This is a genomic window from Streptomyces sp. RLA131 (assembly GCF_056270125.1).
The window spans coordinates 5,162,775-5,178,035 of sequence record NZ_JBWDOQ010000002.1 but is presented as its reverse complement, the minus strand read 5'-3'; the positions used below and the strand labels follow the sequence as shown (position 1 = coordinate 5,178,035).

The window sequence follows — 15,261 nt, the reverse complement described above, 5'->3', positions numbered from 1 at the left end:
CCGCAACCGCCGCAACCGCCGCAACCGCTCCGACCTTTGCCGATCCGGCCAATCCCACCCCGCCGGTTATATGACGATCCCGTGAATGCCAGGATGTGGACGCACATTCCACCGTCCATCGATCCGATTCCAGGAGATGCATTGAGACTCGGGATCACGGGGGTCCGCCGGTTCGGTGCGGCTGCTCTCGCGTCCGGCGTTGTGGTTGTCGCAGCCCCGGTCGTCGCACCGGCGCAGGCGGCCGCCACGGTCACCGCCGCCCCTTCGGTATCCGCCAAGGGCGCCTACCTGTACGACAGCACGGCGGCCAAGAAGCTGTGGAGCAAGAGCGCCGACACCAAGCGGCAGATGGCGAGCACCACCAAGGTCATGACGGCCACGGTGGTCCTCGGCCTGAGCAATCTGGACCTCGACAAGAAGGTCACCATCAAGCAGGCCTACCGCGACTACGTCACCGCCAGCGGTGCGAGCACGGCCGACCTGAAGAAGGGTGACAAGGTCACCGTCCGGCAGCTGCTGTACGCGATGATGCTGCCCTCGGGCTGCGACGCCGCCATGGCCCTGGCCGACACCTACGGCAGCGGCAGCACCGTCGCGGCCCGCACCAAGTCGTTCATCAAGAAGATGAACAGCAAGGCCGCGACGCTGGGTATGACCAAGACGAAGTACGACTCGTTCGACGGCATATCGGCCAACGGCAACAACTACACGACGCCCAGCGACGCGACCAAGCTGGCCGTCAAGGCGCTGAAGTACAAGACCCTGCGCACGGTCGTGAAGTCGCAGAAGTCCGTGCAGAAGGCCCCCACCAGCAGTGGTGGCACCCGCACGTACACCTGGTACAACACCAACAAGCTGCTCGGCTCCTACGACGGTGCCATCGGCATAAAGACCGGCACCGGCTCGGTCGCCGGTCCGTGCTTCATCTTCGCCGCGACGCGCAACGGGCGGACCATAGTCGGCGTCCTGCTGAAGAGCACCAGCACCACGGCCCGCTACAAGGACGCGGCCAAGATGCTGGACTACGCCTTCGGCACCAGCTCGTCGAGCACCACCGCCACCACCATGAAGCTGCGTTCGCTCCCGGCGGGCGCGCAGAACGACTAGTCTCCGCCTGTTCGCGGGACTACGGGACAAGGAACCCCGGACCATGCGGTCCGGGGTTCTTCCATGAAAACGGGGAGGGCACGTGACGGGCACGGAGTTCGCGGTGGCGACGGAGGCCGCCGTGGTGGGCGTCGGGGCGAAATTCATGACCTCGCAGGAACTGGCGGAGGAGGAGACCCGGCTCGGGCTGCCCGGGCGGGCGCTGTACTTCCGGGGGCGCTCGGCGGTGGTGGGGGATCTGTCGGGCGTGGTGCTCAAGGAACTGTTCGGGATCTTCCCGGCCTGGCTGGCGGACTGGGCGGCCGACGCCGGCAAGGGCATCTCGGCGCCCGACGCGGTGGCCGCGTACACCCGGGTCATCGACGCCTGGGGCAAGCAGCACCTGGCCGGGGCCGCGCAGCCGGAGCGGACCGCCGAGCTGGCCTTCCGCGTCACCGACGGCGCCGACGCCAGCGCGCTGCCGCTCTTCGCCGGCTGGCGGGCGGCGGCCCGGCCGCAGAGCGCCGCCGGAGCCCTGGCCTTCGCCGTGATGCTGCTGCGCGAGCTGCGCGGCGGCCTGCACTTCGCGAGCCTGCGGGCGTACGGGGTCGGGGTGCCGGACGCCGTCACCGCCGACCCGTCCGGCGGGCGCGGGCGGCTGCTGCGCACCGGCTGGCCGGAGCAGGACGCCGACGCGCTGCTGACGCGGGCCGCCGGGATCCCTGATCTGACCGAGCGCTGGCGGGCGGCCCACCGGGCCACCGACGAGGCCTTCGGGCGGGCGGCGGCCGAGGCGCTGGACGCGGGCGAGCTGGCGGAGCTGCGGGAGCGGCTGACGGCCCTGGAGGGGTAGCGCGGACATGGAGCGGCCCCGGACCCTGTGGTACGGGGTCCGGGGCCGCTCGCCGTTCAGGCCTGCCTGCTCGGCCCTACTTGGCCAGGTACGCGTTGTAGATCACCTGGGAGAGCGTGTTGCCCTTCTTGTCGGTGACGTTGGCCTTGAAGGAGACGCCCTTGCCGGCCTTGGGGTTCTTCACCGTCACCTTGCCCTTCTTGACGGTGAGCTTCTTCCAGTTCTTGCCGCCGTCGAAGGAGACGTACACCTTCAGCGACTTCAGGTTCGAACCGGCGGCCGAGCCCAGGACCTTGACCGGCACCTTGACACTGGCCTTGGCCTTGGAGGTGCTGGCCGTGCTCAGCGAGGGGCTGAACTTCACCGCCGAGGCCGGCAGCTTCACCTCACCCGAGGTCTTCTTGGAGGTGAAGGTCCAGGCCGCGGTCACCCTGGTGCTGACGGCCGCGACACCGCTGCGGGTGAGCGAGGTGGTGAGCTTGTACTTCGCCTTGCCCGACGGGACGGTGAAGGGCTCACCGGTGACCGGGTCGGTGTTGGAACCGACCTTCGCGCCGTTGCGGTACAGGGTGGTCTTGGCCTTGTCGTACAGCGAGAAGCCCGCCCGGCCTGAGCCGTCCGCCAGCAGCGGGACGAAGCCGTAGATCTCGTTGCCGGCGCGGTAGAGACCGTAGAAGCCGCCGACCTTGGGGCCGAAGACACCGACGTTGAAGGTCTTGCTGTAGCTCTTGCCGGCCTTGTACGCGGTGGACGCGGTGCCGTAGTCCGTCTCGAAGTTGTCGCCGCTGCTGTCGAGCTGGATGAACTCGAAGTTCCACTTCACCGACGATCCGCCGTTGACGTACACGGTGTTGGTGTACGGGAGCTTCTTGGTGAAGCCGACGCTGCTGCCGCCGCTGCTGCCCGAGGTCATGCCGGAGACGAAGAGCAGACCCTTCTTGCCCTTCACCGAGGTGCCGGCCTTGACGCCGATCTTGGCCAGCTCGGACTTCTTGGCGTGCTTGGTGTAGCCGGTCGCGAGCTTGGTCTTGCTACGACCGTAGGCCAGGTCGTAGCGCTTCGTGCCGTTGGTCCAGGTGCCCGCGTACGTCTCGTGCAGCGTGCCGGCGGCGACCGCCGGGCCGAGGTGGGCGGTGCGGAAGCCGGCGTAGCTTTCCAGCCACCAGCCGAAGTCGGCGGTGAAGTCGCCGGCCTGGATCGAGAAGTCCGGCGCGGCGAACTTCGGGGCGGCCCCGCTGTCCGGCACGGTCATGTCGACCGGCTTGGCGGTGCGGGCGTCGACCGTGACGTCGGTGTCGCTGCTGACGGTGAGGTTCGGCTGGTTGATCCAGTCGGCGCCCTGCCAGGTGGTGCCGTCACCGACGAAGACGTTGCTGCTCAGCAGGTAGCGGCCCTTGGGCACCCGGACGGTCGCGGTGCCGTCGGCGTCGTAGACCGGGATGAAGTTGCCGGTCTCGCTGCCGGACAGGCCCACCAGCTCGGTGTCGTAGATGCCGGTCGCCTTGCCGTCGCGGTCCAGGTGGTTGACCGTGACGTTGTACGACTCCTCCTCGCGGGTCACGCCCGCCGCCGTACGGACGGCCTGTCCGTCCGGGCCGACGGCCATGACGTACGCGCTGTAGGCGCCGTTGACGTCGCCGCCGAGGGTGGTGTCGACGGTCAGGTCCACGTCGGCGCTGCCGCCGGCCGGGACGGTGACCGCGTAGGCGGAGAGGGCGAAGAAGCCGGCGGGAGCGGCGTCGCCCCGGGGGTCCGTGCCCTTGGCGGTGAGGTCGAGGGTGACGGCCTCGGTGCCGGTGTTGGTGTAGGTCAGGGTCTTGGTCTGCTTGGCGTCGTCCGTGTGCGGCCAGACGGCCGTGTCGAAGCTCAGGCTGGTCGAGCCGGGCTTCGCGGTGACGGTCTGCTTGATGGCCTTGCTCAGGTCGACCTGGCCGGTGCCCTGCTGGAAGGCCGTGTAGCCGGCGCCGCTGTCGGTGGTGGCGGCGACCAGGGCGGCCTTGATCTGCTGGCCGGTCCAGCTCGGGTGTTCCTGGGCCAGGATGGCGGCGGCGCCCGCGACGTGCGGGGTGGCCATCGACGTACCGGAGATCGTCAGGTAACCCTCGGGGTTCTCGCCGACCTCGGTGTCGATGAGGGAGCCGGGCGCGGCGGCGGCCGTGATGTCCACGCCGGGGGCGGTGACATCGGGCTTGATCGCGCCGTCGCCCACGCGCGGACCGCGCGAGGAGAAGTCGGCCAGCGCGCTGTCCTTGTCGACCGCGCCGACGGTCAGCGCGGCGTCCGCGCTGCCGGGCGAGCCCACGGTGCCCGCGCCGTCGCCCTCGTTGCCGGCGGCGATCACATAGAGCGTGCCGTAGTCGGCGGACAGGGTGTTGACGGCCGACTCCAGCACATCGGTGCCGGGGGTGTCGGTGCCGCCGAGGCTCAGGTTGGCGACCTTCGCACCCGAGGTCGCGGCCCACTCCAGGCCCGCCAGGATGTTGGAGTCCTGGCCGTAGCCGTCGTCGTCCAGCACCTTGCCGGCGATGATCCGCGCGCCCGGGGCGACGCCCTTGTAGGTGCCGCCCGACTTGGCGCCGGTGCCGGCCGCGATCGAGGCGACGTGGGTGCCGTGACCGAAGTGGTCGTCGGTGTTGTCGGCGGTGGAGAAGTTCTGGACATCGACGACCTGGCTCGCCAGGTCCTCGTGGTCCTTGTCGACGCCGGTGTCCAGGATCGCGATCTTCACGCCGGTGCCGTCGTAGCCGGCGTCCCAGGCGGTCGGGGCGCCGATCTGGGTGCGGCTCCAGTCGAGGTCGGCGGCCTTCTGCACCGCGTCCAGCCAGACCGTCTTCAGCCCCGACTCGGCGGTGGCGTAGGGCGTGCCGCTGGTGGGCTCGTTGGTGAGGGCGTCCCAGACCGAGGCGGTGTCCTGCTTGCCCGCGGTGACGGCCTCGGCGTTCAGCTTGCGGTAGGTGTGCGTCACATCGGTGCCGTCGGCCTGGTGGAGCTCGGCCTTGGCGTCCGGGTCGGCGCCCTTGTAGGAGACGATGTAGCCCAGGCCCTTGGCCTGCGCCTTGCGGTACTCGGCGCGGCTCTGGGTGGTCACGTCGAACAGCCGGCGGTCGACCCGGCCCTTCTGGATCAGCCGGGCGGCGTCCAGCGGTATCGCGTAGGTGTGCCCGTCCGTGGTCTGGATCTGGACGGGTATCTTCTCGCGGCCCGCGGCGTGTCTGATGGCGACGGGCTTGCCCTTGGCGTTCACCCCGACCCGGTCACCGGTGATCAGTGTGATCCACGTGGTCGCCGCGCCCTGGCGGGCGGATGCGGTGGCGCCGGTCCTGCCGGCTGCCGACTGCTGCGCGGTGGCCCCCGCGGCCCCCGCGGGCGACACGGCTCCGGCGGTCAGTGCCGCCGCCACCCCCGCTGCGAGCGCGACAGCGCGCGCCTTGTTCCATCCTGCGTGCAACTTTTCCCCTGGTGTCGTCGTCTGGACACACGGGAGCCCGTTTCAAGGCGCGCACGTTCGCGATGTTCCCCCACGAGCGACCCCCCACCGAACCCCCGATTGCATACTCAGTATGTAATGGTTTTCTCATAAACCGCAAGAGTCGCTACAGGAACAGGCGTTCAAATCAAGCCAGTTGAGCCCAGCGCCCCGGCCGTACGGCTCCGGAGACGCCGAGCGGCCCCGGACCTGGGAAAGGTCCGGGGCCGCTCTTTTCGTTACGGGCCGTGGCCCGCGTGGGACTACTTGGCCACGTAGGCGTTGATCAGCTGCTCGCTGAGCGTGCTGCCGTTCTTGGCGGTGACGTTGGCCTTGAGCGAGACGTACTTACCGGCCTTGGGGTTCTTCACCGTGATCTTGCCGCTCTTCACGGTGACCTTGGTCCAGTTCTTGCCGCCGTCGAAGGAGACGTACACCTTCAGCGACTTCAGGTTCGAACCCGCGCCCGACCCCTGCACCTTGACCGGAATCTTGACCGAGGCCTTGGCCTTGGAGCTGTTGGAGGTCGACAGCGACGGGCTGAACTTGACCGTCGAGGCCGCCAGCTTGGCGTAGTCGGTCTTCGCGGAGGAGAACGTCCAGCTGGAGACGATCTTGCTGCCGATCGAGGCGATCCCGGCCCGCGAGACCGTCGTGGTCAGCTTGTACGTGGCCTTCGCCGCGGGAACACCGTCGAACTCGACCTCGTCGACCGAGCCGCTGTAGGACTTCAGCTTGGTGCCGTTGCGGTACAGCGTGGTCTTCGCCGAGTCGTAGAGCGAGGCCCCGTCGTGGCCCGAGCCGTCGGTGAACAGACCGACGTAGGCGAAGATGTCGTTGTCCACGCGGTAGATGCCGTTGTCCGTGTCCACCACCGGCGCGAAGACGCCGATGTTGAAGGAACGGGTGTAGCTCTTACCGGCCGTGTACGACTTGGGCTCGACCTCGTAGAACGACTTGACGGCCGTCAGGTCCTTGGACGTCTGGGCGAAGACCTGGTCCCACTCGTTGCCCTTGCCGGTGACGTAGACGGTCCGGGTGAAGGGCAGCTTGCTCGGCGTGAGGGAGGCCGGGCCGCCCGCGCCCCACTCGTTGTAGGTCAGCAGGACACCGTAGGTGCTGTTCTTGACCGAGCCGACCTTGGTGGTGATCTTCGCGAACTCGGAGGCCTTCGCCGTGTGGCTGTAGCCGCTGAAGAAGCTCTTCGTCCGGTCGGCGGAGGTGTTGTACTCCTTGCCGCCGTCCTTCCAGGTGCTGGCGATGTTGGCGATGAAGGTGCTGGCCGTCAGCGCCGAACCGCTGTGCAGCGTACGGACGTTGGACGTGGGCAGGTTCCAGCCGCCGTAGGCGCCGGTGCCGTTGTCGGTCTGGTAGTTCAGGCTCTCGCCGACCAGCTTGGCGCTGCTGTCCGGCACCTTGATCTTGACGGCCTTGGTCTTGGTGGCGTCAAGGGTGATGGTCGTGTCGGCGGTCAGCGAGACCTTCGGCCGGACGATGATGTCCGCGCTGCTGAGGGTCGAGCCGGTGGCCTTGTAGATGAGGCTGTCCAGGGCGTAGGTGCCCTTGGCCAGCCGCAGTTCGACGGTGCCATCCGCCTCGAAGACCTCGTCGGCGACCTCGCCGTCCTGGCCCATGACCCAGGTGTCGTACGTCGCCGCGGCGTTGCCGTCACGGCCGACGTGCTTGAGGGTCAGGGTGTACGACTCGACCTCACGCGTGATGGCGGCGGCGGTACGGACCGCCTGGCCGTCGGCGGAGGTGCCGGTGATGTACGCGCTGTACGCGCCGAGGACCGTGCCCGCGTTGGGGTCGGCGGTGACGTCGACGGTGGCGGTGCCACCGGCCGGGACGGTCACCGAGTCGGCGGAGAGGGTGAAGAAACCGGAGGGCAGCGAACCGCCGTTGGGGTTGGTGCCGTTGACCGCCAGGTCGAGGGTGACGTCGGTGTCGCCGGTGTTGGCGTACGTGAGCGTCCTGGTCTCGGCCGTGTCGTCGGTGTGCGGCCACTGGGCGGTGGCGAAGCTCAGCGAGGAGTCGGCGGTGACGGTCTGGGTGATGGCCTTGGTCAGGTCGACCTGGCCGGTGCCCTGCTGGAAGACCGTGTAACCACGGTCACCGTCGGTGGTGGAGGAGACCAGGGCCTGCTTGATCTGCCGGCCGGTCCAGCTCGGGTGCTCCTGGGCCAGGATGGCGGCGGCGCCCGCGACGTGCGGGGTGGCCATCGACGTACCGGAGATCGTCAGGTAACCCGCCGGGTTCTCGCCGACCTCGGTGTCGATGAGGGAGCCGGGCGCGGCGGCGGCCGTGATGTCCACGCCGGGGGCGGTGACATCGGGCTTGATCGCACCGTCGCCCACGCGCGGACCGCGCGAGGAGAAGTCGGCCAGCGCGCTGTCCTTGTCGACCGCGCCGACGGTCAGCGCGGCGTCCGCGCTGCCGGGCGAGCCCACGGTGCCCGCGCCGTCGCCCTCGTTGCCGGCGGCGATCACATAGAGCGTGCCGTAGTCGGCGGACAGGGTGTTGACGGCCGACTCCAGCACATCGGTGCCGGGGGTGTCGGTGCCGCCGAGACTCAGGTTGGCGACCTTCGCACCCGAGGTCGCGGCCCACTCCAGGCCCGCGAGGATCCAGGAGTCCTGACCGTAGCCGTCGTCGTCCAACACCTTGCCGTTGAGCAGCTGCGCACCCGGGGCGACGCCCTTGTAGGCGGCGTCCTTGGTGCCGGTGCCGGCCGCGATCGAGGCGACGTGGGTGCCGTGACCGAAATTGTCGGTCACGGAGGTGGCGTCGGAGAAGTTCTTCTCGGCCGCCACCTTGGTGCCGTTGAGGTCCGCGTGCGCCTTGTAGATGCCGGTGTCGAGAATGGCGATCTTCACGCCGGTGCCGTCGTAGCCGGCGTCCCAGGCGGTCGGGGCGCCGATCTGGGTGCGGCTCCAGTCGAGGTCGGCGGCCTTCTGCACCGCGTCCAGCCAGACCGTCTTCAGCCCCGACTCGGCGGTGGCGTAGGGCGTGCCGCTGGTGGGCTCGTTGGTGAGGGCGTCCCAGACCGAGGCGGTGTCCTGCTTGCCCGCGGTGACGGCCTCGGCGTTCAGCTTGCGGTAGGTGTGCGTCACATCGGTGCCGTCGGCCTGGTGGAGCTCGGCCTTGGCGTCCGGGTCCGCGCCCTTGTAGGAGACGATGTAGCCCAGGCCCTTGGCCTGCGCCCTGCGGTACTCGGCGCGGCTCAGCGTCGTGATGTCGAACAGCCGGCGGTCCACCTTGCCGGTGGCGATCAGCCGGGCCGCGTCCTGCGGGATCACATAGGTGTGACCGTCGATCTTGCGCGTGGAGATCACCACGTCCTGGCGGCCCTGGGCCCGCTGGACACCCAGCACCCTGCCCTTGCCGGTGACCGCGACCCGGTCGCCGGTGATCAGCGTGATCCAGGTGACCTTGGACTGCTTGCCGGTCTGAAGCGACCCGGCCGTCTTCTGTGCGGCCGCCGCCCCTGCCGGCGTGATGGCCGCGGAGGCGGTGAGTGCCGCCGCCACCCCCGTCGCGAGCGCTATCGCGCGCGCCTTTCTCCAACCTGCGTGCAACTTATCCCCTGGTGTCGTCGTCTGCAGACACGAGAGTCCTGTGCCGGGGCGCGCACGCCACCGTGATCCCCCATGGCGATCCCCCCACAAGGCCCCCGATTACATACATACTATGTAAGTACTTTACTAAAATCTCAATAGTCACACTGTCAACATCCCGCCAAGAAAGCGGCGGTTGACCCCACGGCGAAAACGCTCGCGCGGCAGCGTCGTCGAAGCGTGTCGTCGAAGCGCTTCGACTCCCCTCTGGACACCCGACCCGGACCGGTCTACGGTCTGGTATCGAAGCGCTTCACCTGTTGAGCTCGGCTGGACGGAGAATCTGGATGGTCACCCTCGCCGAGGTCGCCCGGCACGCCGGAGTCTCCGCAAGCACCGTGTCGTACGTCCTCAGCGGCAAGCGGTCGATCTCCGACACCACGCGACGCCGGGTGGAGCAGAGTATCCAGGAGCTCGGTTACCACCCGCACGCGGGGGCCCGCGCACTGGCCAGCAGCCGTTCGAACATCATTGCGCTCATGGTGCCCCTGCGTACAGACATGTACGTGCCGGTGATGATGGAGATCGCCATCGCCGTGGCCACCACCGCCCGCCAGTACGGGCACGACGTGCTGCTGCTCACCGGCGAGGAGGGACCGCAGGCAGTCCGCCGGGTCGCCGCCAGCGGGCTGGCCGACGCGATGATCCTCATGGACGTCGAACTGGAGGACGAGCGGATCCCCCTGCTCCAGGCCTCCGAGCGGCCCTCCGTACTGATCGGGCTGCCCGCCGACACCGCCGGGCTCACCTGCGTCGACCTCGACTTCGAGGCGACCGGCGCGCTGTGCGCCGACCACCTCGCCGACCTCGGCCACCGCGACATCGCCTTCCTCGGTGAGGCCCCCGCCGTCTACCAGCGGCACACCGGCTTCGCCGAACGGACCCTCCAGGGCCTGCGCTCCCGCGCCGCCAACCGCGGACTGCGGCTCATCCACCGCCCCTGCGAGGGCAGTTACGAGTCCACCGCCGGCACCGTCTCCCGGATCTTCGAGGAACGCCCCGGCACCTCCGCCCTGGTCGTCCAGAACGAGGCCGCCATAGGGCCGCTGCTCGCCCTGCTGCGCCAGCAGGGCCGCGCCGTGCCCGAGGACGTGTCGGTCGTGGCCATCTGCCCCGAGCCGGTCGCCACCCAGTCGGCGCCCCAGCTCACCTCGGTGGCCATCCCCGCCCAGCAGATGGGGCGGCGGGCCGTCGAACTGGTCATCGCCAAGATCGAGGGCCGGCTCAAGGAAGAAGTACGGCTGCTCCAGCCGGAGTTGACGGTCCGCGCCAGCAGCGGACCCGCACCCGGCCACGCCTGACCCCAGCGATGCCGCAGCCGGGCCGCGGCCGTGCGTACCTGATCAGGCCGGAAGCCCCGTCACCGCCGTGACGGGGCTTCCGGAGTACTGGGGTACGCCCGGGGCCTACTTCTTGGCGGCGGCCCGCTCGGAGACCGTGATCAGGCCCTTCTTGATGGTGGCGACCCGGGGAGCGCGCTTGGCGATGGCCGAGTCATGGGTGACCATGATGAAGGTCAGCCCGTACTCCTTCCACAGCCCGTCGAGCAGCGCGAGGATGTCGTCGCGGGTGCCCTCGTCGAGGGCGCCGGTGGGCTCGTCGGCGAGCAGCACCTTGGGCTTCTTGACCAGCGCGCGGGCGATGGCGACGCGCTGCTGCTGACCGCCCGACAGCTCGCCCGGCAGGTGGTGCAGCCGCTCCTCCAGCGCCACCGACGCCAGGGCCTCGGCGGCGCGCTTGCGGCGCTCGGAGACCTTCAGGCCGAGCGGTACGAGAGCGGTCTCGACGTTCTCCTGGGCGGTGAGCGTCGGGATGAGGTTGAAGCTCTGGAAGATGATGCCGATGTTCTCGGCCCGGACCTTGGTCAGCTTGGTCTCGCTCAGCCGGGCGATGTCGACACCGTCGAGTTCGACGCTGCCGGCGGTCGGCCGGTCAAGGCCCCCGAGCATCTGCAGCAGCGTGGACTTGCCGCCGCCGGTGGGGCCCTGGATGACCAGCTGGTCGCCGTCCTCGATGACCAGGTCGATACCGCGCAGGGCGTGCACGGTGTCCTTGCCGCGTGAGTACTGCTTCGTCACGCCGCTCAGCTTGTACATGTGGTGACTCCTGAACTCCTGAAGAGGAAAAGGCCTGCGGGGAGCGGCGGTTACTCGACGCGGCGCAGCGCGTCGGCGGGGCGCAGGCGCGAGGCGCGCCAGCCGCCGTAGGTGCCGGCGATCAGACCGCCCGCCACTGCCAGGCCCACCGCCAGGATGATGGTGTTGACGCTGACCGGTGCTTCGAGGGCGATCTCCAGCGCCTTGGAGGCCGCCTGACGGCCGGGCCCGCCGGGGCCGCCGCCGGGGCCGCCCTGACCGCCGCCTCCGGAGCTGGAAGCGACCGAGGCGGTGAGGGTGGGGCTGATGGCGGTGATGGTGTAGGCGCCGGCCAGGCCCAGGCCGATGCCGAGGGCGCCGCCGATCAGGCCGTTGACGAAGGCCTCGCCCATGACCTGACGGGTCACCCGGCCGGACTTCCAGCCCAGCGCCTTCAGCGTGCCGAACTCACGGACCCGGCGGGTCACGGCGGAGGAGGTCAGCAGCGCGGCCACCAGGAAGGCGGCGATCAGGACCGCGATGGAGAGCCACTTGCCCACGTTGGTGGCGAGGCTGGAGGCGGTGGAGAGCGAACCGGAGACCGTCGAGGCCAGGTCGGAGGAGGTGGTGACGGTCGTGCCGGAGATGTTCTTCTGGATCGTCGCCTTGACGGAGTCGATCTTCTTGGAGTCCTTGGCCTGGACGTAGACCGTCGTGACCTTGTTCTTGGAGTCCGCCAGCGTCTGGGCCCGCTTCAGCGGGATGTAGGCGTTGGCGGCGGAGTCACCGCTGTCGGCGGTGGCGATGCCGATGATCTTGAACTTGGTGTCGCTGATGGTGACGGTCTTGCCGACCGTCAGCTTCTTGGTCTTGGCGTACGACTTGTCGAGCACCACGACCTTGGCGTTGGTGTCGGCGCTGGTGAACGTCTTGCCGCTGGTGATCTTCGAGGAGGTCAGCGGGCCGAGGTCGAGGTCGCTGACGTCGGTGCCGTAGACACTGAAGGAGTTGATGCTGAAGTTGGCGCCGCCGCCCTGGACCTGGCCCTGCTGCTGGCCGCCGTTGCCGCCGCCCTGGCCCTGGCGGTTGTTGCCGCCGGTGCCGGGGGCCTGCGAGAAGGTGCCCCGGTCGAAGGTGCCGTCGACCTTGACGACGTTCAGGCTCAGGCCGCCGACCGCCTTCTTGACCCCGCTCTGGGCGGCGACCTGGCTGACCACGGAGGACTTCAGCGACTGGAAGCCCTGGACCGTGACCCGGTCGCTGCTCTGCTTCTTGCTGTCGTCGCGCGCGCCGAAGTCGAACCGGGGCTGGCCGGAGCTGCCCGCTGCCGGGGTGGCCGCCTTGGTGACGGTCATGTCCGTCCCGAGGCCGTACAGCGACTCCAGAACCTTGCCCTGGGCCTGCTGCATACCGGCGGAGACCGAGTTGACGGTGATGACCAGCGCGATTCCGAGGGCCAGGCCCATCGAAATGACGATCGCCGCTTTTTTGCGGCGGGCCAGCTCACGCCGGAGATATGTGAAGAACATGCGATTCCTCGCCGATGCCGCCCCTGTTGCGGGGGTCTATTCAGGATGTGGAACGGGAGGGAGGCAGGTTGAGTTGCCTCCCTCCCGTTTCGGCGACGGTAGGAATCAGCTGTGATGAACGTGTGAGGCGTGGATGAGAGGCTGATGAGAAACCCTCATACGCCGCTCAGAACCCGCTCATTGCGGTCTCAGAGCGGTCCCGGCGCGCTGTCATGGGGCTGGGGGCGGCCGCGACGCGGTCCGCTCAGTGCGCGGGGGCGGCCTCGTGCCGCGTCTGCGCCGGGATCGAAACCTGCCGGGCGGTCTGGTCGGTGATGGTGACCTGGCCCGCCTTGATGGTGGCCAGGCGCTGCGCGCTCTTGGCGATGTGGGAGTCGTGGGTGACCATGATGAAGGTCAGCCCGTACTCCTTCCACAGCCCGTCGAGCAGGGCGAGGATCTCGTCGCGGGTGCCCTCGTCGAGGGCGCCGGTGGGCTCGTCGGCGAGCAGCACCTTGGGCTTCTTGACCAGGGCGCGGGAGATGGCGACGCGCTGCTGCTGACCGCCCGACAGCTCGCCCGGCAGGTGGTGCAGCCGCTCGCCGAGGCCGACCGAGGCGAGCGCCTCGGCGGCGAGGCGGCGGCGCTCGGCGGGCTTGGTGCCCATCGGGACCAGGGCGGTCTCGACGTTCTCCTGGGCGGTGAGCGTCGGGATGAGGTTGAAGCTCTGGAAGATGATGCCGATCTTCTCGGCGCGCAGCCGGGTCAGCTTGGTCTCGCTCAGCTTCGCCAGGTCGACACCGTCGAGTTCGACGCTGCCGGCGGTCGGCCGGTCGAGGGCGCCGAGCATCTGGAGCAGCGTGGACTTGCCGCCGCCGGTGGGGCCCTGGATGACGACCTGGTCGCCGTCCTCGATGACCAGGTCGATACCGCGCAGGGCGTGCACGGTCTCCTTACCGCGTGAGTACTGCTTCGTCACGCCGCTCAGCTTGTACATGGGATGGCTCCAGGGTTGCGATCGTCTTGAAGTCTTGGGGTGTCTGCTGGTCTTCGGGGCCGCGGGTCCGCGGGTCACGGGACCGGGGGGAGGGGGTTGGGGCCGGGCCCCCCGGGGGGATGGAGGGGGCCCGGACCCGGTCTCGTGAGGCCGTACGGCCTTCGGCTACTCGACGCGGCGCAGCGCGTCGGCCGGGCGCAGCCGCGAGGCACGCCAGCCGCCGAAGGTGCCGGCGATCAGACCGCCCGCGACGGCGAGGGCGACCGCGATGGCGATGGTGTTGAGGCTGACCGGAGCGGTGAGCGCGATGTCGATGGCCTTGGAGGCCGTCTGCTGGCCGGGGCCGCCGCCACCGGGGCCGCCCTGGCCGCCGCCGGAGGAGGTGGAGCCGAGCGAGGCGCTCAGGGTCGGGCTGATGGCGGTGACGGTGTAGGCGCCGGCCAGGCCGAGCGCGATGCCGAGGGCGCCGCCGAGCAGGCCGTTGACGAAGGCCTCGCCCATGACCTGACGGGTCACCCGGCCGGACTTCCAGCCCAGCGCCTTGAGCGTGCCGAACTCACGGACCCGGCGGCTGACGGCGGAGGAGGTGAGCAGGGCCGCGACCAGGAAGGCGGCGATCAGGACCGCGATGGAGAGCCACTTGCCCACGCTCGTCGCCAGGTTGGAGGCGGTGGAGAGCGAACCGGAGACCGTCGAGGCCAGGTCGGAGGAGGTGGTGACGGTGGTGCCGGAGATGTTCTTCTGGATGGTCGCCTTGACGGTGTCGATCTTCTTGGAGTCCGTGGCCTTGACGTAGATCGTCGTGACCTTGTTCTTGGAGTCCGCGAGGGTCTGCGCCTGCTTCAGCGGGATGTAGACGTTCGCCGTGGAGGAGCCGCTGTCGGCGGTGGCGATACCGATGATCTTGAACTTGGTGCCGCTGATCGTGACCGTCTCACCGACCGTGTACTTCTTGGTCTTGGCGTACGCGCTGTCGACGACCGCCACCTTGCCGTTGGTCTCCGTGGACTTGAAGGTCCGGCCCTTGGTGATCTTGGAGGTGGTCAGCGGGCCGAGGTCGAGGTCACTGACGTCGGTGCCGAAGACGGTGTAGCTGTTGACGCTGAAGTTGGCGCCGCCGCCCTGGACCTGGGGCTGGCCGGTGGAGCTGCCGCCGGGGCCGCCCTGGCTGTTGCCGCTGCCGGTGGTGGACTTGGCCTGGCCCTGGGTGAAGGAGCCGTTGACCTTGGTCACGTTGAGGCTGAGGCCGCCGATCGCGTCGGCGACACCGGTCTGCGCGGCGACCTTGCCGACGACCGAGGAGGCCAGCGACTGGAAGCCCTGCACCCGCACGTTGTCGGAGCTCTGCTTCTTCTTGCTGCTGCTCTGGGCATCGAAGTCGAACTTCGGGGCGCCGCTGCTCGCGGCCGTCGCCGTCTGCGCCTTGGTGACGGTCATGTCCGTACCCAGGCCGTACAGCGACTCCAGCACCTTGCCCTGAGCCTGCGACATGCCTGCCGACACCGAGTTCACCGTGATGACCAGGGCGATACCGAGGGCGAGACCCATGGAGATGACCAGGGCCGCCTTCTTACGGCGGCGCAGCTCACGCCTGAGATAGATGAGAAACATGTCAATCCTCGCGTCTCGCCCCATGGGGACAGTGGGTTGCAGGACAGC

9 protein-coding genes are annotated in these 15,261 nt (G+C 69.2%); 3 read left to right on the top strand and 6 right to left on the bottom strand.

Annotated elements, in window-relative coordinates; all coding sequences use genetic code 11:
* Window positions 1–141: 141 nt before the first annotated feature.
* Both RWE79_RS24555 and RWE79_RS24550 read left to right on the top strand, forming a co-directional pair.
* On the top strand, window positions 142–1,107 hold the full coding sequence (locus RWE79_RS24555; RefSeq protein ID WP_475942216.1) for a D-alanyl-D-alanine carboxypeptidase family protein: 966 nt from the start codon (window positions 142–144) through the stop codon (window positions 1,105–1,107).
* An 82-nt stretch (window positions 1,108–1,189) separates the two neighbouring features.
* Window positions 1,190–1,939 (top strand): SCO6745 family protein, encoded by a 750-nt coding sequence (locus RWE79_RS24550; RefSeq protein ID WP_475942215.1) that lies wholly within the window; start codon window positions 1,190–1,192, stop codon window positions 1,937–1,939.
* 76 nt (window positions 1,940–2,015) lie between these two features.
* On the opposite strand, the gene RWE79_RS24545 is transcribed toward RWE79_RS24550, so the two are convergent.
* Both RWE79_RS24545 and RWE79_RS24540 read right to left on the bottom strand, forming a co-directional pair.
* Window positions 2,016–5,387, bottom strand: a complete 3,372-nt coding sequence (locus RWE79_RS24545) for a S8 family peptidase (protein ID WP_475942214.1) — start codon at window positions 5,385–5,387, stop codon at window positions 2,016–2,018.
* A gap of 281 nt (window positions 5,388–5,668) precedes the next feature.
* A complete protein-coding gene (locus RWE79_RS24540; RefSeq protein WP_475942213.1) occupies window positions 5,669–8,983 on the bottom strand; it encodes a S8 family peptidase in 3,315 nt (1,104 codons plus the stop codon).
* Between the two features lie 326 nt (window positions 8,984–9,309).
* Between RWE79_RS24540 and RWE79_RS24535 the strand changes: the two genes are divergently transcribed.
* The gene (locus RWE79_RS24535) at window positions 9,310–10,323 is read left to right on the top strand and encodes a LacI family DNA-binding transcriptional regulator (protein ID WP_475942212.1); all 1,014 of its coding nucleotides are present in this window, start codon (window positions 9,310–9,312) and stop codon (window positions 10,321–10,323) included.
* 105 nt (window positions 10,324–10,428) lie between these two features.
* On the opposite strand, the gene RWE79_RS24530 is transcribed toward RWE79_RS24535, so the two are convergent.
* The 4 genes from RWE79_RS24530 to RWE79_RS24515 all read right to left on the bottom strand — a co-directional run bounded on the left by RWE79_RS24530 (window position 10,429) and on the right by RWE79_RS24515 (window position 15,213).
* Complete coding sequence (locus RWE79_RS24530) at window positions 10,429–11,118, bottom strand: ABC transporter ATP-binding protein (RefSeq protein WP_475942211.1); 690 nt, start codon at window positions 11,116–11,118, stop codon at window positions 10,429–10,431.
* A gap of 50 nt (window positions 11,119–11,168) precedes the next feature.
* Complete coding sequence (locus tag RWE79_RS24525) at window positions 11,169–12,626, bottom strand: ABC transporter permease (protein ID WP_475942210.1); 1,458 nt, start codon at window positions 12,624–12,626, stop codon at window positions 11,169–11,171.
* Between the two features lie 244 nt (window positions 12,627–12,870).
* Window positions 12,871–13,602 carry an ABC transporter ATP-binding protein gene (locus RWE79_RS24520; protein WP_475942209.1) on the bottom strand — a complete coding sequence of 244 codons (732 nt, stop codon included), beginning with the start codon at window positions 13,600–13,602 and terminating at the stop codon, window positions 12,871–12,873.
* A 165-nt stretch (window positions 13,603–13,767) separates the two neighbouring features.
* Window positions 13,768–15,213 carry an ABC transporter permease gene (locus RWE79_RS24515; protein ID WP_475942208.1) on the bottom strand — a complete coding sequence of 482 codons (1,446 nt, stop codon included), beginning with the start codon at window positions 15,211–15,213 and terminating at the stop codon, window positions 13,768–13,770.
* Between the last annotated feature and the right edge of the window lie 48 nt (window positions 15,214–15,261).